Source organism: Bradyrhizobium sp. CCBAU 51745, assembly GCF_028128715.1.
GTDB lineage: Bacteria > Pseudomonadota > Alphaproteobacteria > Rhizobiales > Xanthobacteraceae > Bradyrhizobium > Bradyrhizobium manausense.
Window position 1 is genome coordinate 39,845 of sequence record NZ_LBJP01000084.1, and the last position, 15,359, is coordinate 55,203.

Annotated in this window: 17 protein-coding genes; 3 read left to right on the top strand and 14 right to left on the bottom strand. The window is 64.7% G+C overall.

Features of this window, described 5'->3' with window-relative positions:
- Positions 1 to 9: 9 nt before the first annotated feature.
- Positions 10 to 330 (top strand): thioredoxin, encoded by a 321-nt coding sequence (gene trxA / locus XH98_RS24715; protein WP_007598398.1) that lies wholly within the window; start codon positions 10 to 12, stop codon positions 328 to 330.
- A gap of 130 nt (positions 331 to 460) precedes the next feature.
- On the opposite strand, the gene XH98_RS24720 is transcribed toward trxA, so the two are convergent.
- Together XH98_RS24720 and XH98_RS24725 are read right to left on the bottom strand one after the other, a co-directional pair.
- Positions 461 to 928: a MarR family winged helix-turn-helix transcriptional regulator gene (locus XH98_RS24720; protein ID WP_271600311.1), complete on the bottom strand. Its 468-nt coding sequence runs from the start codon at positions 926 to 928 to the stop codon at positions 461 to 463.
- Positions 925 to 1,350, bottom strand: a complete 426-nt coding sequence (locus XH98_RS24725) for an SRPBCC family protein (RefSeq protein WP_271620198.1) — start codon at positions 1,348 to 1,350, stop codon at positions 925 to 927. The genes XH98_RS24720 and XH98_RS24725 overlap by 4 nt, the downstream gene beginning before the upstream one ends.
- A gap of 179 nt (positions 1,351 to 1,529) precedes the next feature.
- On the opposite strand from XH98_RS24725, the gene XH98_RS24730 reads away from it, so the two are divergent.
- Positions 1,530 to 2,537 (top strand): ATP-dependent DNA ligase, encoded by a 1,008-nt coding sequence (locus XH98_RS24730; protein WP_271620279.1) that lies wholly within the window; start codon positions 1,530 to 1,532, stop codon positions 2,535 to 2,537.
- A 15-nt stretch (positions 2,538 to 2,552) separates the two neighbouring features.
- Here XH98_RS24730 and XH98_RS24735 read toward each other — a convergent pair whose 3' ends face one another.
- From XH98_RS24735 to trpA, 4 genes are all read right to left on the bottom strand, one after another.
- Complete coding sequence (locus XH98_RS24735) at positions 2,553 to 3,293, bottom strand: metallophosphoesterase family protein (RefSeq protein WP_271620199.1); 741 nt, start codon at positions 3,291 to 3,293, stop codon at positions 2,553 to 2,555.
- Positions 3,294 to 3,396: 103 nt separating this feature from the next.
- On the bottom strand, positions 3,397 to 4,740 hold the full coding sequence (locus XH98_RS24740) for a bifunctional folylpolyglutamate synthase/dihydrofolate synthase (RefSeq protein WP_271620200.1): 1,344 nt from the start codon (positions 4,738 to 4,740) through the stop codon (positions 3,397 to 3,399).
- Complete coding sequence (accD, locus tag XH98_RS24745; protein WP_271600307.1) at positions 4,737 to 5,678, bottom strand: acetyl-CoA carboxylase, carboxyltransferase subunit beta; 942 nt, start codon at positions 5,676 to 5,678, stop codon at positions 4,737 to 4,739. The genes XH98_RS24740 and accD overlap by 4 nt, the downstream gene beginning before the upstream one ends.
- A 103-nt stretch (positions 5,679 to 5,781) precedes the next feature.
- Complete coding sequence (trpA, locus tag XH98_RS24750; protein WP_271600306.1) at positions 5,782 to 6,624, bottom strand: tryptophan synthase subunit alpha; 843 nt, start codon at positions 6,622 to 6,624, stop codon at positions 5,782 to 5,784.
- 72 nt (positions 6,625 to 6,696) lie between these two features.
- Between trpA and XH98_RS24755 the strand changes: the two genes are divergently transcribed.
- The gene (locus tag XH98_RS24755) at positions 6,697 to 7,041 is read left to right on the top strand and encodes an endonuclease domain-containing protein (protein ID WP_271600305.1); all 345 of its coding nucleotides are present in this window, start codon (positions 6,697 to 6,699) and stop codon (positions 7,039 to 7,041) included.
- Positions 7,042 to 7,120: 79 nt separating this feature from the next.
- On the opposite strand, the gene trpB is transcribed toward XH98_RS24755, so the two are convergent.
- The 8 genes from trpB to aroA form a co-directional block, all read right to left on the bottom strand.
- Complete coding sequence (trpB, locus tag XH98_RS24760; protein ID WP_271620201.1) at positions 7,121 to 8,338, bottom strand: tryptophan synthase subunit beta; 1,218 nt, start codon at positions 8,336 to 8,338, stop codon at positions 7,121 to 7,123.
- Positions 8,335 to 8,994: a phosphoribosylanthranilate isomerase gene (locus XH98_RS24765; RefSeq protein WP_271620202.1), complete on the bottom strand. Its 660-nt coding sequence runs from the start codon at positions 8,992 to 8,994 to the stop codon at positions 8,335 to 8,337. Before XH98_RS24765 ends, trpB begins: the two co-directional genes overlap by 4 nt.
- 65 nt (positions 8,995 to 9,059) lie before the next feature.
- Entirely contained in the window at positions 9,060 to 9,452 is a 393-nt protein-coding gene (locus XH98_RS24770) for a lipopolysaccharide assembly protein LapA domain-containing protein (protein WP_271620203.1), read from the bottom strand.
- A gap of 70 nt (positions 9,453 to 9,522) precedes the next feature.
- Complete coding sequence (locus tag XH98_RS24775) at positions 9,523 to 9,828, bottom strand: integration host factor subunit beta (RefSeq protein ID WP_007598410.1); 306 nt, start codon at positions 9,826 to 9,828, stop codon at positions 9,523 to 9,525.
- 182 nt (positions 9,829 to 10,010) lie between these two features.
- Positions 10,011 to 10,991 (bottom strand): signal peptide peptidase SppA, encoded by a 981-nt coding sequence (sppA, locus tag XH98_RS24780; protein ID WP_271600301.1) that lies wholly within the window; start codon positions 10,989 to 10,991, stop codon positions 10,011 to 10,013.
- Positions 10,992 to 11,323: 332 nt separating this feature from the next.
- On the bottom strand, positions 11,324 to 13,030 hold the full coding sequence (gene rpsA, locus XH98_RS24785) for a 30S ribosomal protein S1 (protein WP_057752276.1): 1,707 nt from the start codon (positions 13,028 to 13,030) through the stop codon (positions 11,324 to 11,326).
- Positions 13,031 to 13,298: 268 nt separating this feature from the next.
- On the bottom strand, positions 13,299 to 13,937 hold the full coding sequence (cmk, locus tag XH98_RS24790) for a (d)CMP kinase (RefSeq protein WP_271600300.1): 639 nt from the start codon (positions 13,935 to 13,937) through the stop codon (positions 13,299 to 13,301).
- Positions 13,934 to 15,271 (bottom strand): 3-phosphoshikimate 1-carboxyvinyltransferase, encoded by a 1,338-nt coding sequence (gene aroA / locus XH98_RS24795; RefSeq protein WP_271620204.1) that lies wholly within the window; start codon positions 15,269 to 15,271, stop codon positions 13,934 to 13,936. Before aroA ends, cmk begins: the two co-directional genes overlap by 4 nt.
- Between the last annotated feature and the right edge of the window lie 88 nt (positions 15,272 to 15,359).

A 15,359-nucleotide genomic window follows, 5' to 3' on the forward strand; every position in this document is an offset into this window, starting at 1 on the left:
GGTACTCCAATGGCCGTTGGCAAGGTTTCTGACACCGATTTCGAAGCCGAAGTGCTCAAGGCGAACGGCCCCGTCGTCGTCGATTTCTGGGCCGAGTGGTGCGGCCCGTGCCGCATGATCGCCCCCGCCCTCGACGAGATCGCCGGCGCGATGGGCGACAAGGTCAAGATCGTGAAGCTCAATGTCGACGAGAGCCCGAAGACCGCGTCGAAATATGGCGTGATGTCGATCCCGACCCTGATGATCTTCAAGGGCGGCGAGATGGCGTCGCGCCAGGTTGGCGCCGCGCCGAAGGCGAAGCTGCAGCAGTGGATCACCTCCGCGGTCTGATCCACGTCGCGAGCACGAGCGAATTCTACAACGGCCGGCGAAACGCCGGCCGTTTTGTTTTGCTCGTAGCCTGTAGCCCGGATGGAGCCACCGGATCGGCGCAACGCGCCGTCCGATGGCTCCATCCGGGCTACTCATCAACGCGCTCATTGCCTTCGACGAGCGCCTGAAACATCGCAACCAGCCGCTTGGTGTCGGACGCGAGCGGCTTGAAGAACGCGGCGTCGGCGTCCTCGACGGCCACGACGGCTTTCCGCGCGAGATCACGCCCCGCTCTGGTGACGGTGATCGCCTTGGCGCGCGGGTCCTGAGGATGATCGATCCGCTCGATCAACCCGGCTGCTTCCAGCGCGCGCAACACTTGAGACGTGGTCATCGGATCGACGCCACAGAGCTGAGAAAGCCGCGCCTGGGTCAGCGTTTCCTCGGCGCCGAACCAGGTTGCCGTCGCCAGCAGCACGAATTGGGAATGCGTGAGCCCGTAGGGCTGAAGCGCCGCCCGCAACCGGCGTTGCCAGGCGTTCGAGATCTTCCAGAGCAGGAAGCCCGGGCTTTCGGCGGGGCCGGACAGGCGGGTCGGAAGCGGCGGCTTGGTCATCGTGTCCCTTCGGCCAGCTTGGCAAGGCTCGCCAGCACCTCCGGGAAATCGGCGGAAACAGCCGGGCCGATTTCGGAAGCCTGCGGCCCGCGGGCGTCGACCGCGTAAACGATGCGCGTCCGTCCGGGTCCAAGCGATTCGATGCGATGGGCGACAAGGATGGCGAGGTCGCCGACCCGCGTTTCATCGACAAAGCAGACAGTCTCGCGCACATCGACCAGTTGCGAGCGGAGCGCCTCCTCGCCGGGCGGCTTCATGGTGAACCAGGTGCCCGATGCAAACGGCCCGTCGATGGCGATCTGCTCGATGCCCGCGTTCCAGTTCTTCCAGGCGGCGACATCGCGAAAGATGCTCCAGATCGCCTCCGGAGAGGCCGTGGTCTCGATGGCGTATTCCGTCTGCCAGGTGTTTTCGTTGCTCACGATGCGGCCTCTCTTTTAATATGCGCGCTTATAATAAGCGCGCATATCATCTTGTCAAGGCGCCTGGCAGGAGCAAATTTACGGGCCCGGCGTTGAAGCGCATGTCCTGAATCAAAGAGCGTTTCGCCGTGCCCTCTCCTCGCCGCGCAACCCGCCGAAAGCCCGCCCGGCTGGCCGCCATGGAGGCGCGTTCGGTCGATGCCATCCCGCGCGGCGGGGAGTGGCAGTACGAGCCGAAATGGGATGGCTTCCGCTGCCTGCTGTCGCGCGACGGCAGCAACGTTGATCTGCGCTCGAAATCCGGCGAGGACCTCGCGCGCTATTTTCCCGAGATCGTCGCCGCCGCGCTGAAGCTGAAGGCGGATCGGTTCGCGCTCGATGGCGAGATCGTCGTGCCGCAGGGCAAAGGTTTTTCCTTCGACGCGCTGCTGCAGCGGATTCATCCTGCCGCAAGCCGGGTGAAGAAACTGTCGGAGGAAACACCGGCGCTGTATCTCGTGTTCGACCTGCTGGCGACGGCGAACAGGAGGGAGCTTGCCGATGCGCCGCTCACCGAGCGCCGGCCGGCGCTGGAGGCGTTTGCAAGGGCCAACCTGAAAGGCGGTTTCTTCCGCCTCTCTCCTTTCACGATGAGCTACGCGACGGCAAAAAAATGGCTAGCGCAATCCGGCGGCGGTTCGGATGGCGTGATCGCCAAGCGCATCGACCTGCCCTACCAGGCCGGAAATCGCGAGGGCATGCAGAAGATCAAGAAGTTTCGTAGCGTCGATTGCGTGGTCGGAGGCTTCCGCTATGCGACCAACAAGATCGCGGGCCGCAAGGTCGTGGGCTCGCTGCTGCTCGGGCTCTACGACGACAAGGGCCTGCTGCACCATGTCGGCTTCACGTCAGCGATCAAGGCTGATGAGAAGCCTGCTCTGACCGACCGGCTGGAAGCGCTGATCGGCGAGCCCGGCTTCACCGGCAACGCACCTGGCGGGCCAAGCCGGTGGTCGAGCGAGCGCTCGGCCAAATGGTGCCCGCTCAAGCCGAAGCTGGTGATCGAGATCTGCTACGACCATTTCAGCGGCGAGCGCTTTCGCCACGGCACCTCGATCCTGCGCTGGCGCCCCGACAAGGCGCCCCGGCAGTGTACCTTCGAGCAGTTGAAGCAGAAGGCGGCCGATCCGATGAAGCTGCTGAAGTGAGGTTGATCGTAGCGTCTATTTGATCCACCCCGTCGCCAGTGCATTCGCCAGCTCGGGCTGATTGTTGCGGCGGGCGAGCGCGGCCATCGCTTCATGGTCGTAAGCGATCTGGCGGAACGTCACCTGCCAGGCACCATCAATGAGTTCGAGAATTGCATAGCGCGCGTGCGGGGTGCCGGCTTCGACGACATGCGGGAACGGATGTACGTCGCGATAGCCGGGGCTGCCGACGCTGCCGGGATTGACGATCAGCCTGGTATCGCGAAGCCGCACGGCGCGGGCGAGATGGGTGTGGGCGCAGAGGATGAGCGATTGCGTGATGCCTTGCGCGAACTGCTCGATGCGATCGAGCGGCGACAGCGCGACGGTGCCATTGGGGTGCACGGTGTCGAGCCAATAGATTTCATCATTCTCGGGCGTTGCGTGGCAGAGGAAAACCTGATCCCGAAACACGCGCGTCATCGGTTGCGCGCGCAGCCAGTCGAGCTGGGCGGCATTGAGCTGCGCATGCACAGGGCGATCCCACGAGCCCATCTTCTCCGGCGGCCGGTCGAGCAGATAGCGGTCATGATTGCCGAGCACATGCACGGCATCGATCGCCACCAGGATCTCGATGGTCCTGACAGCATCGAGCGGGCCGCTCAGCATGTCCCCGAGATTGACGATGTCGGTGATTCCAAGCGCGCGAATGTCGGAGAGCACCGCCTCCAGCGCGAGATAGTTTCCGTGGATGTCGGCAATCGCGGCAAAACGCATTGTGGGTCACCGTAGCCCGGATGAAGCGCAGCGCAATCCGGGACTCTAACTGCTTGGCGAAATGTCCCGGATTGCGCTTCGCTCCATCCGGGCTACGTGGCTCTCATGCAGGAGGCGTGCCGTTGAGGCCGAGCACGTGGCCGGCGAGATAGAGCGAGCCCGTGATCAGGATACGCGGCGGCACCTCGTAGGCGAGCTTCGCCAGGGAACGCAGGGCGGCCTCAACGCCGGTGGCGATCTCGACGCGCATGCCGAGGCTGCGGACGGCGTCCGCGAGATGGTCGACCGGCATCGCATTTTCCGTATCAGGGATCGGCACCGCGATGATGTGACGGGTGAGCCCGGCGAAATTGGCCAGAAACGCCTTCGCGTCCTTGTTCGCCATCATGCCCGCGATGACGACGAGCGGCCGCGACACGCGTTCTTCGAGATCTCCGAGCGCGGCGGCGGCGACGCGGCCGCCGTCGGCATTGTGGCCGCCGTCGAGCCAGATCTCGCTGCCTTGCGGCCCGAGAGCGAGCAACTCGCCCGAGGTGAGCCGCTGCATCCGCGCCGGCCACTCGGCACCGACGATGCCGGCCTCGAATGCCGCATGGTTGACCTTGAAGGTCGGAATCGCGCGCAGCGTCGCGATGGCAAGGCCGGCATTGTCAAACTGATGACGGCCGAACAAGCGCGGCGCGGCGAGATCCATCAGGCCGCGCTCGTCGGAATAGACCAGGCGCCCATGCTCGACATTGACGTGCCAGCTTTCGTTCGCGGCAAACAGCGGCGCGCGCATCTGCCTGGCCTGCGCCTCGATCACAGCCATCGCCTCGCCCGTCTGCTCGGCGCAAATCACCGGCACGCCGCGCTTGATGATGGCGGCCTTCTCGGCGGCGATCGACGCCAGGGTCGACCCTAGGAAATCCATGTGGTCCATGCTGACAGGCGTGATCACGCAGGCAGCGGGCGTATCGACCACGTTGGTCGAATCGAGCCGGCCGCCCAGGCCGACTTCGAGCAGCACCGCATCGGCAGGATTTTGCGCGAACAGCAGGAATGCCGCCGCGGTCTTCAGCTCGAAGAGTGTCGCGGGCTCGCCGGCATTGACGCGCTCGACCTGTTCCAGCGCAGCAAGCAATTCGTCGTCGGTGACGAGCACGCCACCGCCGAGGCGGCCAAGGCGGAAACATTCGTTGATGCGGACGAGATAGGGCGAGGTGTAGGCGTGGACGCGCAGGCTGGCTGCCTCCAGCGTCGCGCGCAGGTAGGCCACCGTCGAGCCTTTGCCGTTGGTGCCGGCGACATGGATCACCGGCGGCAGCTTGCGTTCGGGATGATCGAGCCGCTCGAGCAGACGGTGCATCCGCTCGAGCCCGAGATCGATGCGCTTCTGATGCAGGGCCGACAGCCGCCCGATTAATGCATCGAGCGACGCCTTTGCGCTGTCAGGGGACGCGTTCACGCGTGGGGCGCAGCCGGCGCCGTCTCAGCAGCCGATACGATCTGCGCCGGGCTAGCGACGGGCTGCGTCGGCTTGGACACGTTCTCCTGCGCGGGCGCCTTGGTCAGCAGGCGGCACAGCCGCGCCAGGGTTGGACGCAGCTCATGGCGATGCACGACCATGTCGACCATGCCGTGCTCTTTCAGATATTCGGCGCGCTGGAAACCTTCCGGCAGCTTTTCGCGAATGGTCTGCTCGATCACGCGCGCGCCGGCAAAGCCGATCAGCGCACCGGGCTCGGCGATCTGGACGTCGCCGAGCATCGCGTAGGACGCAGTGACGCCGCCGGTGGTCGGATTGGTCAGGACCACGATGTAAGGCAGCTTGGCTTCGCGCAGCATCTGCACCGCGACGGTGGTGCGCGGCATCTGCATCAGCGACAAGATGCCTTCCTGCATGCGCGCGCCGCCGGATGCGGCGAAGACGATGAAGGGCGACTTCTTCTCGACCGCAAGCTCGAGCCCGCGGACGATGGCTTCGCCCGCGGCCATGCCGAGCGAGCCGCCCATGAAATCGAAATCCTGCACGGCGACGACGACGCCGGCGCCTTCGAGCTTGCCGTAGCCGACCTTGATCGCATCGTTCAGATTGGTGCGCGCACGCGCATCCTTGATGCGGTCGACATACTTCTTCTCGTCGCGGAACTTGAGCGGATCGGCCGTCACCTCGGGCAGGGCGACGTCGAACCAGGTCTCGTTGTCGAAGATCGACTTCAGCCGCGCCGCCGCGCCCATGCGCATGTGGTAGTTCGAGCCGGGGATGACGAACTGGTTGGCCTCGACGTCCTTGTAGAACACGAGCTGTCCGGAATCCGGGCACTTGATCCACAAATTCTCCGGCGTCTCCCGCCGCAGCATGTTGCGGATCTTCGGCCGGACCACATTGGTAAGCCAGTTCATGGTTTGCTCCGATGTGCGATTCCGCTGGGAATCGCCTGAAAGGATATATGGCGGCCGGGCCGTTGCCCGGCAAGCCGCCGTGTCATCCACCGCAAAAGCGGAATTATGGCCTATTCGGCCGCTTGTTGGCGCCCTTGACGCCCTGGGCCAGGGCCGCCGTCAGCTCGGCCACGGCGTTAACGGTTTTGGCGGTCGCCCGGCCTTCCGCATCGAGGCTGTTCCTGAGCGCATCGACCAAGGCGGTGCCGACCACCGAACCATCGGCCTTCTCGGCGATGGCGCGCGCGGCCTCCGGCGTCCGGATGCCAAAGCCGACGCAGATCGGCAAGCCGGTATGCCGCTTGATGCGCGCGACGGCGTCTCCGACGACATTCGCATCCGCCGCCGCTGCACCGGTGATGCCGGCGATCGAGACGTAATAGACAAAGCCTGACGTGTTCGCGAGCACCGCGGGCAGGCGCTTGTCGTCGGTGGTCGGGGTCGCCAGGCGAATGAAGTTCAGGCCCGCCTTCAGCGCGGGAATGCAGAGCTCGTCGTCTTCCTCCGGCGGCAGATCGACGATGATGAGGCCGTCGACGCCTGACGCCTTGGCATCGGCCAAGAACCTGTCGACGCCGTAAATGTAGATAGGATTGTAATAGCCCATCAGCACCAGCGGCGTGACATTGTCGCCCTTGCGGAAGTCGCGGACCAGCTCCAGCGTCTTCTTCAAGGTCATGCCGACCTTGAGCGCGCGCAGACCTGCCGCCTGGATCGAGGGACCATCCGCCATCGGATCGGTGAAGGGAATGCCGAGCTCGATGATTTCGGCGCCGGCCTTGGGCAGCGCCTTGACGATCTCGAGCGACGTCGTGGGGTCGGGATCGCCGGCCATCACATAGGTGACAAAGGCCGAGCGGCCTTGGCTCTTCAGCTCGGCAAAACGGGTGTCGATACGCGTGGTCATGATTCGGCGGCCGCTGTGCTATACCTCTCCCCTCCGGGGAGAGGTCGGCTGCGAAGCAGCCGGGTGAGGGGGATGGAGAGGTTCAAGTCGAGAGCACGAAGGCTCCGCGAGTCGCAGACGAGCGCCGAAGCAAGGCTTTGGCAGGCGCTGCGCAACCGGCAGCTCGCCCGCTGGAAGTTTCGCCGCCAGCATCCTGTTGATCGATACGTCGTCGACTTCGTCACGCTGGACGGAAAGCTCATCGTTGAAGTTGATGGCGTCACCCATTCCAGCCCGGCCGAGATCGAGCGTGATGATGCCAGAACCAAGGTGCTCGAAGCCTGCGGCTTCTTCGTCCTGCGCGTCTCGAACACCGATGTGTACGAAAATCTCGAAGGCGTGCTCGAGCTGATCCGGACATCACTAAGGTTCGAGTGAGCGGAGAGACCCCTCACCCGGCTGCTACGCAGCCGACCTCTCCCCGACGGGGAGAGGTGAGGCGAGTGCGACACTCGCTTCACTTGCTCTTGCCCTTCAGGATGTCGCCGACCTGCGGGACGTCCTTGTCGCCGCGGCCGGAGAGATTGACGACCATCAGGTGGTCTTTCGGCCGCTTCGGCGCGAGCTCCATCACCTTGGCGATGGCGTGGGCGGGCTCGAGCGCGGGAATGATGCCTTCGAGCTTGGAGAGCAGCTGGAACGCGGCAAGCGCTTCGTCATCGGTCGCGGAGAGATAATTGACGCGGCCGACCTCGTGCAGCCAGGAATGCTCGGGGCCGATGCCAGGATAGTCGAGGCCGGCCGAGATCGAATGCGCGTCCTGGATCTGGCCGTCGGCATCCATCAAGAGATAAGTGCGGTTGCCATGGAGCACGCCAGGGCGGCCGCCCGCGATCGAGGCCGCATGCAGCTGCGTGAGGCCGTGGCCTGCGGCTTCGACGCCGAAGATCTCGACGCTGGGATCGTCGAGGAACGGATGGAACAGGCCCATCGCATTGGAGCCGCCGCCGATGCAGGCGACCAGCGAATCCGGCAGGCGTCCCTCGACCTCCTGCATCTGCGCCTTGGTCTCGACACCGATGATCGACTGGAAGTCGCGCACCAGCGTCGGATAGGGATGCGGGCCCGCCACCGTGCCGATGCAATAGAACGTGTTGTGCACGTTGGTGACCCAATCGCGCAGGGCCTCGTTCATGGCGTCCTTCAGCGTGCGCGTGCCCGACTGCACCGGGAACACCTTTGCGCCCAGCATCTCCATGCGGATCACGTTGGGCTGCTGCCGTTCGACGTCGACGGCGCCCATATAGACCACGCATTCGAGGCCAAAGCGCGCGCACAGCGTCGCGGTGGCGACACCGTGCTGGCCGGCACCGGTCTCGGCGATGATGCGCTTCTTGCCCATGCGCCGCGCCAGCATGATCTGGCCTAGCACGTTGTTCACCTTGTGCGAGCCGGTGTGGTTGAGCTCCTCGCGCTTCAGATAGATCTTGGCGCCGCCGAGATGTTCGGTGAGACGCTCGGCGAAATACAACGGCGAGGGCCGGCCGACATAGTTCTTGAGATAGCCGTTCATCTCGGCCTGGAAGGCCGGATCGGCCTTGGCTGCGGTGTAGGCCTTCTCCAGATCGAGGATCAGCGGCATCAGGGTTTCGGCGACGAAGCGTCCGCCGAAAATGCCGAAATGGCCGCGCTCGTCGGGCCCGCTGCGATAGGAATTTGGTTTGGCGATGGTCATCGAACGCTCAACTCTTGAGTGGCGCGCGCGGCGCGAATGAAGGCCTTGATCATTTCAGGATCTTTCACGCCTGGAGCGCTCTCGACGCCGGAGGACACGTCGACGCCGCCGGCGCCGGTGACGCGCAGGGCTTCGACAACATTGCCGGCGTGAAGCCCGCCCGAGACCATATAGGGCAGCTTGAGATCGAGATTTTCGAGCAGGTGCCAGTCGAAGGGCTCCCCCAGGCCACCGGGGCGGGTCGCATCCTTCGGCGCACGGGCGTCGAACAGGATGCGGTCGGCGACTGCGGCGTAACCTGGCAGCACCGCGAGATCGGCCGCGGCCGCGACCGGCACCGCCTTCATGACCGGGCGGCCGAACCTCTGCTTGATGTCACGCAAGCGCGCCACGCTCTCCTGGCCGTGGAGCTGGAAGATGTCAGGCGACAGCGCGTCCATGATGTTGTCGAGCGTGGCATCGTCGGCATCGACCGTGAGCGCCACTTTCAGCGCGCGCTTTTTCACCTGCCGGCCGAGATCGCGTCCCGTCTCCAGCGAGACGTGCCGCGGCGAGGGCGGAAAGAACACAAACCCCACCATGTCGGCGCCCGCGTCGAGCGCCGTTTGAAGCGTCTCGCGCGTGGACAGGCCGCAGATCTTGACGAGCAGGGACATGGTCTCAAAGCAGATGGAGGCCGCAAGCGGCGGCCGGGAAACGGGCTTTTCAGTTCGGGCCGCTTCTACAACGTCGCGCGCTGCTTGTCTCGCCCGATAGGCCCGTAAAGGCCCACTCCTGAGGGCACCGGGAGGCGCTGGGCCTCGGGCTTGGCTGCGGCCGCCTGAGCCCGCAGCCCGGCCAATTCGCCCCGCGCGGCCCGGGCATCCGCCTCATGCCGGCGTGCGGCGCGGCGCCAGTGCCGCTGGCCGAGCCAGACGGCGCAGCCGCCGACCACGACGCCCAAGGCAGCCGTCAGGACCAGCAGCAGGAACAACGGAATGTCGCGCGACAGCGCCGGATCCTTCGCCATGAAGGGATCGAAGGAGACGGTGACCTCATGCCGGTTGGCGGCCGCAAAGGTCACCAGGACCAGGACCAGCGGAGTCACGAACAGCCAGGTCAGAAACTTTCGCATCGCGTGTCGCTCGCCTTGAATCACCTGCCGCCGCAGCAAACGGCGGTTCGGCCAAACCCGGACGACAGACCTAATCGGGCGCGCCCGGATCCGGATGGTCGCGGTTAAGCCGCTCGCGCATTTCCTTGCCGGTCTTGAAGAACGGAACGCTCTTCTGATCGACGGGGACATGGGCGCCGGTGCGCGGATTGCGGCCGGCGCGGGCGGGGCGATGCTTGACCGAGAAAGCGCCGAAGCCGCGCAGCTCGACGCGGTCACCGCGCGCGAGTGCCGCTACGATCTCTTCGAGAATCGCATTCACAATGTTCTCGACATCCCGCTGGTACAGATGCGGGTTGTGCTCGGCGATACGCTGAACAAGTTCGGATTTGATCATCGAGAGATAGGACCCGGAAGCGTGCGGATGACCATTTCCGTGAAAATGCCTTGATCTGTCAAGACGCTAAATGAAGGGTAGGCGTCGTGAAAGTGCGTGACATTTGCCGAAAAAGCGGGCTGCTAAGCCACCCGCCAGACGGGAAAAGGGTCTGGAGCTCGCGCGGTTCCGTCAGTTTCAGCTCAATTCGACGCGGCCGGCTGCCACAGCGCCAGCATTCCATCCAGCCCGGCACGATCAACCGCCTGCACGAGGCCAGTTTGCTCGATTTGATGCGCAATCGCGCTGAATCCAAGCGCTTCCAGGGTCACCGAGGCCGCCGTCTTGAAGAGGGTCAGGTCACCAAAGCGCGGCTCGAGCTTGTAATCGCGCACGGAAAGACCCTTCTTGACGCCTTTCTGTTCCTCCAGCCAGGTGACCGCGGTCTTCTCGTCGCCGAGCTGATCAATCAGCTTGAGATCGATCGCCTGGCGGCCGGTGAAGACACGGCCATCGACGACTTTTTCGAGCTGCGTGTCATCCATGCCACGGCGCTGCTTCACCAGATCCTTGAACCAGGCGTAGGAATCCTTCACCAGCGCATCCAGTGCGGCGCGCGCTTCCGGGCTGGTCGGCTCAAAGCCGTTGGGCGCGGCCTTGAGCGGCGTGGATTTTACCTCCTCGACCTTGACGCCGATGGTCTTCAGGAGCTCGGCGACGTTGGGGAACTGGAACAGCACGCCGATCGAGCCGACCAGCGAGCTCTGCTGGGCGATGATGTGGTCGCTGGCGATGGCGGTGATGTAGCCGCCGGATGCCGCAAGGCCCTCGACCACCACGACCAGCGGCTTCTTCGCCTTCAGGCGCATCAAGGAATCATAGAGCTGCTCGGAGCCGGCAGTGGTGCCGCCGGGCGAGTTGACATGAACGATCACGGCGGCGGCCTGCGAATTCTCCAGCCGCTCCAGCGCCCGCGTGCGCTCGGCATCGCTGCGGATCAGGCCCTCGATCTGCACACGCGCGATGGAGCCGGCGGAGACGAAGCTGCCGCGCGCGCCGGGCGTTGCGATCAGCGCAAAGCCCGCGATCGCGGCGATCGCGATCAGCGCGGCCATCACGCGCCAGAACGTCAGCTTGCGGCGGATCCTGCGGCGATCGACGATGATGTCCGAATCGAGCGACATCGGGATATCTCCAAATGAAAGGCCGCTGGCGTTGTGCGGTCACATTGTGACCCTCAGCTCGCCTGGATACATCAATTGCGGCGCAATTTGAAGAAAACAAGGCCTCTTGGTGCGAGCCGAGAACTTCATCGAACATTCGCTGTCGTCCCGGCGAAGGCCGGGACCCATAACCACAGGGCGTGGTTTGACGAAGATTCTTGGTTCGGTACTCCGACAGATCGCGATCGATAGATTCCGCGGTATGGGTCCCGGCCTTCGCCGGGACGACGATAGCGACAAAAAAGCCCCGGCCAGAGCCGGGGCTTCGATGTCAGCGAAAACTTGCGTTTCGCTTACTTGCTGTCGCGGTTCTTGAGCGCGGTGCCCAGGATGTCGCCGAGCGTCGCACCCGAATCCGAGGAGCCGTACTGCGCGATGGCTTCCTTCTCTTCGGCGACCTCGAGCGCCTTGATCGACACCTGGACCTTGCGGGCCTTCTTGTCGAACTGGATCACGCGGGCATCGACCTTCTCGCCGACCGCGAAGCGTTCGGCGCGCTGGTCGTTGCGGTCACGCGCGAGCTCCGAGCGCTTGATGAAGGTCGAGAAGTCGGTCCCGGCGATCTTCACCTCGATACCGCTCTCCTTCACTTCGAGCACTTCGCAGGTCACGACCGCGCCCTTCTTGACATCGCCCGGCTCGGCGAAGGGGTCGCCTTCGAGCTGCTTGATGCCGAGCGAGATGCGCTCCTTCTCGACGTCCACATCGAGCACCACGGCCTTCACCATGTCGCCCTTCTTGTAGTTGTCGATCACCTGCTCGCCCGGAAGCTTCCAGTCGAGGTCGGAGAGGTGGACCATGCCGTCGACGTCGCCCTCGAGGCCCAGGAACAGACCGAACTCGGTCTTGTTCTTGACCTCGCCCTCGACCACCGAACCGGTCGGGTGACCTTCGACGAAGACCTCCCACGGGTTGCGCATGGTCTGCTTGAGGCCGAGCGAGATGCGGCGCTTGACGGAATCAACTTCCAGCACCTGCACGTCGACTTCCTGCGAGGTCGACACGATCTTGCCGGGGTGCATGTTCTTCTTGGTCCACGACATCTCGGAGACGTGGATCAGGCCTTCGATGCCCGGCTCGAGCTCGACGAACGCACCGTAGTCGGTGATGTTGGTGACGCGGCCGGTGAAGCGGGCACCCAGCGGGTACTTGGCTTCGATGCCCTGCCACGGATCGTCCAGCAGCTGCTTCATGCCCAGCGAGATGCGGTGCGTCTCGTGGTTGATCTTGATGATCTTGACCTTCACGGTCTGGCCGATCGAGAGCACCTCGGTCGGGTGGTTGACGCGGCGCCACGCGATGTCGGTGACGTGCAGCAGGCCGTCGATGCCGCCGAGATCAACGAACGCACCGTAATCGGTGATGTTCTTGACCACGCCGTCGATGACCTGGCCCTCTTCGAGGTTCTGCACCAGCTCCTGACGCTGCTCGGCGCGGGTCTCTTCGAGCACCGTGCGGCGGGAGACGACGATGTTGCCGCGACGGCGGTCCATCTTGAGGATCTGGAACGGCTGCGCATTGTTCATCAGCGGCGCAACGTCGCGGATCGGGCGGATGTCGACCTGCGAACGCGGCAGGAAGGCAACGGCACCGTCGAGGTCGACGGTGAAGCCGCCCTTGACCTGGTTGAAGATGACGCCCGTGACCTTCTCGTTGTTCTGGAACGCCTTCTCCAGCTTGCCCCAGCTCTCTTCGCGGCGCGCCTTGTCGCGCGACAGCACGGCCTCGCCGAGGGCGTTCTCGATGCGATCGAGGAACACTTCCACCTCGTCGCCAACCTTGATTTCGCTGTCACGGCCGGGGCCGGAAAATTCGCGCAGCGCAACGCGGCCTTCGGTCTTCAGGCCGACGTCGATGACGGCCATGTCCTTTTCAATTGCAACCACCTTGCCCTTGACGACGGAGCTCTCCTGCAGGTTGCCACCCGCGAAGGACTCGTCGAGCATCGCGGCGAAATCGTCACGCGACGGGCTATAGGTATCAGCGGAAGTCGAAGCCATTTGTTCTCCAGTTGCGGATGTCTTGCCGGCCGTTGGGTTCATGGGCGTATCGCGCGCGCAGTGTCGGAAGGCCCGCAAGACCTTCGAGCGACCGCTCGCTGCTCCGGCCTGAAACCGAAACAGCGGAAGCGGGCCGGCAGAGGCCCGCGCGTTCGATACGTGGAAATCGTTGTGTCCGGAGCCTGGATCGCGTCGATCCCCAAACAGGGACCGAGAGTATCGACCTCAAAGAGCGGGAGCGGGCACTTCCTCCAATGACGGCTGCGGCTTAACCCCGCGACCGGCCCGCTCGGACGGCCTCGATAATGTCGATGGCGGCCCGGACGCCGCCTTCTATATCCAGTTGGGAGTTATCTAGCAAGTAAGCATCCGGGGCCGGTTTCAAAGGCGCAATCGGCCGGTTCTTGTCCCGTTCGTCGCGGCGGATGATGTCGGCGAGCACGGCCGCCTCGTCCGCTTCCTCGCCCCGCGCCCTGGCCTCCATGGTGCGCCGGCGAGCGCGGACCCTGGGGTCGGCCACGACGAAGATTTTCACGTCGGCATGGGGGCAGATCACGGTTCCAATATCCCTTCCGTCCAGCACGGCCCCGGGCGGGTCGGCGGCGAATTGCCGCTGGAAATTGACCAGGACCTCACGGACTTTGGGGATCGCCGAGACGATCGAGGCGCCCTCACCGGCCTCCTGGGTCTTCAGGGCGGGATTGCCGAACTTTTCGGGATCGAGTTCCAAGGCGGCCTGCACCGCCGCGGCCTCGTCGTGGAGATCGGTGCCGGACTGCATCAGGGCATAGGCCACCGCGCGGTAGATCACGCCGGTATCGAGGTGACGATAACCATAGTGATGGGCGAGGCGCTTGCCGAGCGTGCCTTTGCCCGAGGCCGCGGGACCATCGATGGCGATAATCATGAAAACTCGGCCCCAAGGGAACGCATCATCGGTATGAAGTCAGGGAAACTGGTGGCGATGAAGGCGGTGTCGTCGACGATCACCGGCTGGTCGGAGGCGCAGCCCATCACCAGCGCAGACATCGCGATGCGGTGATCCATATGGGTGGCGACAGTCCCGCCGCCGGGCACATGGCCGCGACCCTCGACGATCAGGTCGTCGCCGGAGACCTCGACCTTGACGCCGTTGACGCGGAGCATCGCGGCGGTGGCCTCGAGCCGGTCGGATTCCTTGACGCGCAGCTCCTGCAGGCCCCGCATGATGGTGGTGCCTTCGGCAAACGACGCCGCCACGGCCAGCACCAGATATTCGTCGATCATCGAGGGCGCGCGCTCCGGCGGCACCTCGACGCCGCGCAGCTTTGAGGCGCGTACGCGCAGGCGTGCCATCGGCTCGCCGGCATCACCGCGCATTTCGCTTTCCTCGATCGACGCGCCCATTTCACGCAGCGTCGTGAACAGGCCGGTGCGCAGCGGATTGGTCATCACGTCGGACAGAACGATGTCGGAGCCTTCGACGATCAGTGCCGCGACGACAGGAAAAGCTGCAGACGATGGATCGGCGGGCACGATGACGGTCGCGCCATGCAGCTCGGGCTGGCCGACCAGCGTGATGCGGCGGCCATGAGCTCCCTCGGCGACCGAGGTGATGTCGGCGCCGAAATGCTTCAGCATCAGCTCGGTGTGGTCGCGGCTGGCCTCGCTCTCGATCACGGTGGTGGCGCCCGGCGCGGCGAGGCCGGCCAGCAGCACCGCCGACTTGATCTGAGCGGAGGCGACCGGGGTCTTGTAGGTGATCGGCAGCGGATCGCGCGCACCCTGAATGGTCAGGGGCAGGCGGCCGCCCTCGCCGCCAGAGACGATTTTGGCGCCCATCTTTTCGAGCGGATCGAGGATCCGGCGCATCGGGCGGCTGCGCAGCGAGGCATCGCCGTCGAAGTCAGCCGAGATCGGGCAGCCGGCAACGGCGCCCATGACCAGCCGGCAACCGGTGCCGGAGTTGCCGAAATCCAGCATCGCCCTGGGCTGGGCAAAGCCGCCGACACCCACGCCATTCACTTTCCAGGCGAAATCGCCGGTGCGCTCGACCTTCGCGCCGAGGGCCTGCATGGACTTGGCGGTGTTGAGGACGTCCTCGCCCTCGAGCAGGCCCGTAATGCGGGTCTCTCCGACGGCCAGCGCGCCCAGGATGAGGGCACGGTGGGAGATCGACTTGTCCCCGGGTACCCGTACTTTTCCGGTCAGGGGACCGCCTGGGCTCGACTTCAGGGGTGTCGGCTTGTCGGAATGGGTCAAGATTGTGTCCTTGGATGCGCCTCGGAGGCTGGCGGGCACCTACCACATGGCCTCCCCGCCGTCACGAGCATGTCTTTCTCCCGTAATG

Bases quoted from the DNA above. Each gene is read 5' to 3' on its own strand.
- trxA (WP_007598398.1), top strand. From the start codon at position 10: ATGGCCGTTGGCAAGGTTTCTGACACCGATTTCGAAGCCGAAGTGCTC.
- XH98_RS24720 (WP_271600311.1), bottom strand. From the start codon at position 928: ATGACCAAGCCGCCGCTTCCGACCCGCCTGTCCGGCCCCGCCGAAAGC.
- XH98_RS24730 (WP_271620279.1), top strand. From the start codon at position 1,530: ATGGAGGCGCGTTCGGTCGATGCCATCCCGCGCGGCGGGGAGTGGCAG.
- XH98_RS24735 (WP_271620199.1), bottom strand. From the start codon at position 3,293: ATGCGTTTTGCCGCGATTGCCGACATCCACGGAAACTATCTCGCGCTG.
- accD (WP_271600307.1), bottom strand. From the start codon at position 5,678: ATGAACTGGCTTACCAATGTGGTCCGGCCGAAGATCCGCAACATGCTG.
- trpA (WP_271600306.1), bottom strand. From the start codon at position 6,624: ATGACCACGCGTATCGACACCCGTTTTGCCGAGCTGAAGAGCCAAGGC.
- XH98_RS24755 (WP_271600305.1), top strand. From the start codon at position 6,697: ATGGAGAGGTTCAAGTCGAGAGCACGAAGGCTCCGCGAGTCGCAGACG.
- trpB (WP_271620201.1), bottom strand. From the start codon at position 8,338: ATGACCATCGCCAAACCAAATTCCTATCGCAGCGGGCCCGACGAGCGC.
- XH98_RS24765 (WP_271620202.1), bottom strand. From the start codon at position 8,994: ATGTCCCTGCTCGTCAAGATCTGCGGCCTGTCCACGCGCGAGACGCTT.
- XH98_RS24770 (WP_271620203.1), bottom strand. From the start codon at position 9,452: ATGCGAAAGTTTCTGACCTGGCTGTTCGTGACTCCGCTGGTCCTGGTC.
- XH98_RS24775 (WP_007598410.1), bottom strand. From the start codon at position 9,828: ATGATCAAATCCGAACTTGTTCAGCGTATCGCCGAGCACAACCCGCAT.
- sppA (WP_271600301.1), bottom strand. From the start codon at position 10,991: ATGTCGCTCGATTCGGACATCATCGTCGATCGCCGCAGGATCCGCCGC.
- rpsA (WP_057752276.1), bottom strand. From the start codon at position 13,030: ATGGCTTCGACTTCCGCTGATACCTATAGCCCGTCGCGTGACGATTTC.
- cmk (WP_271600300.1), bottom strand. From the start codon at position 13,937: ATGATTATCGCCATCGATGGTCCCGCGGCCTCGGGCAAAGGCACGCTC.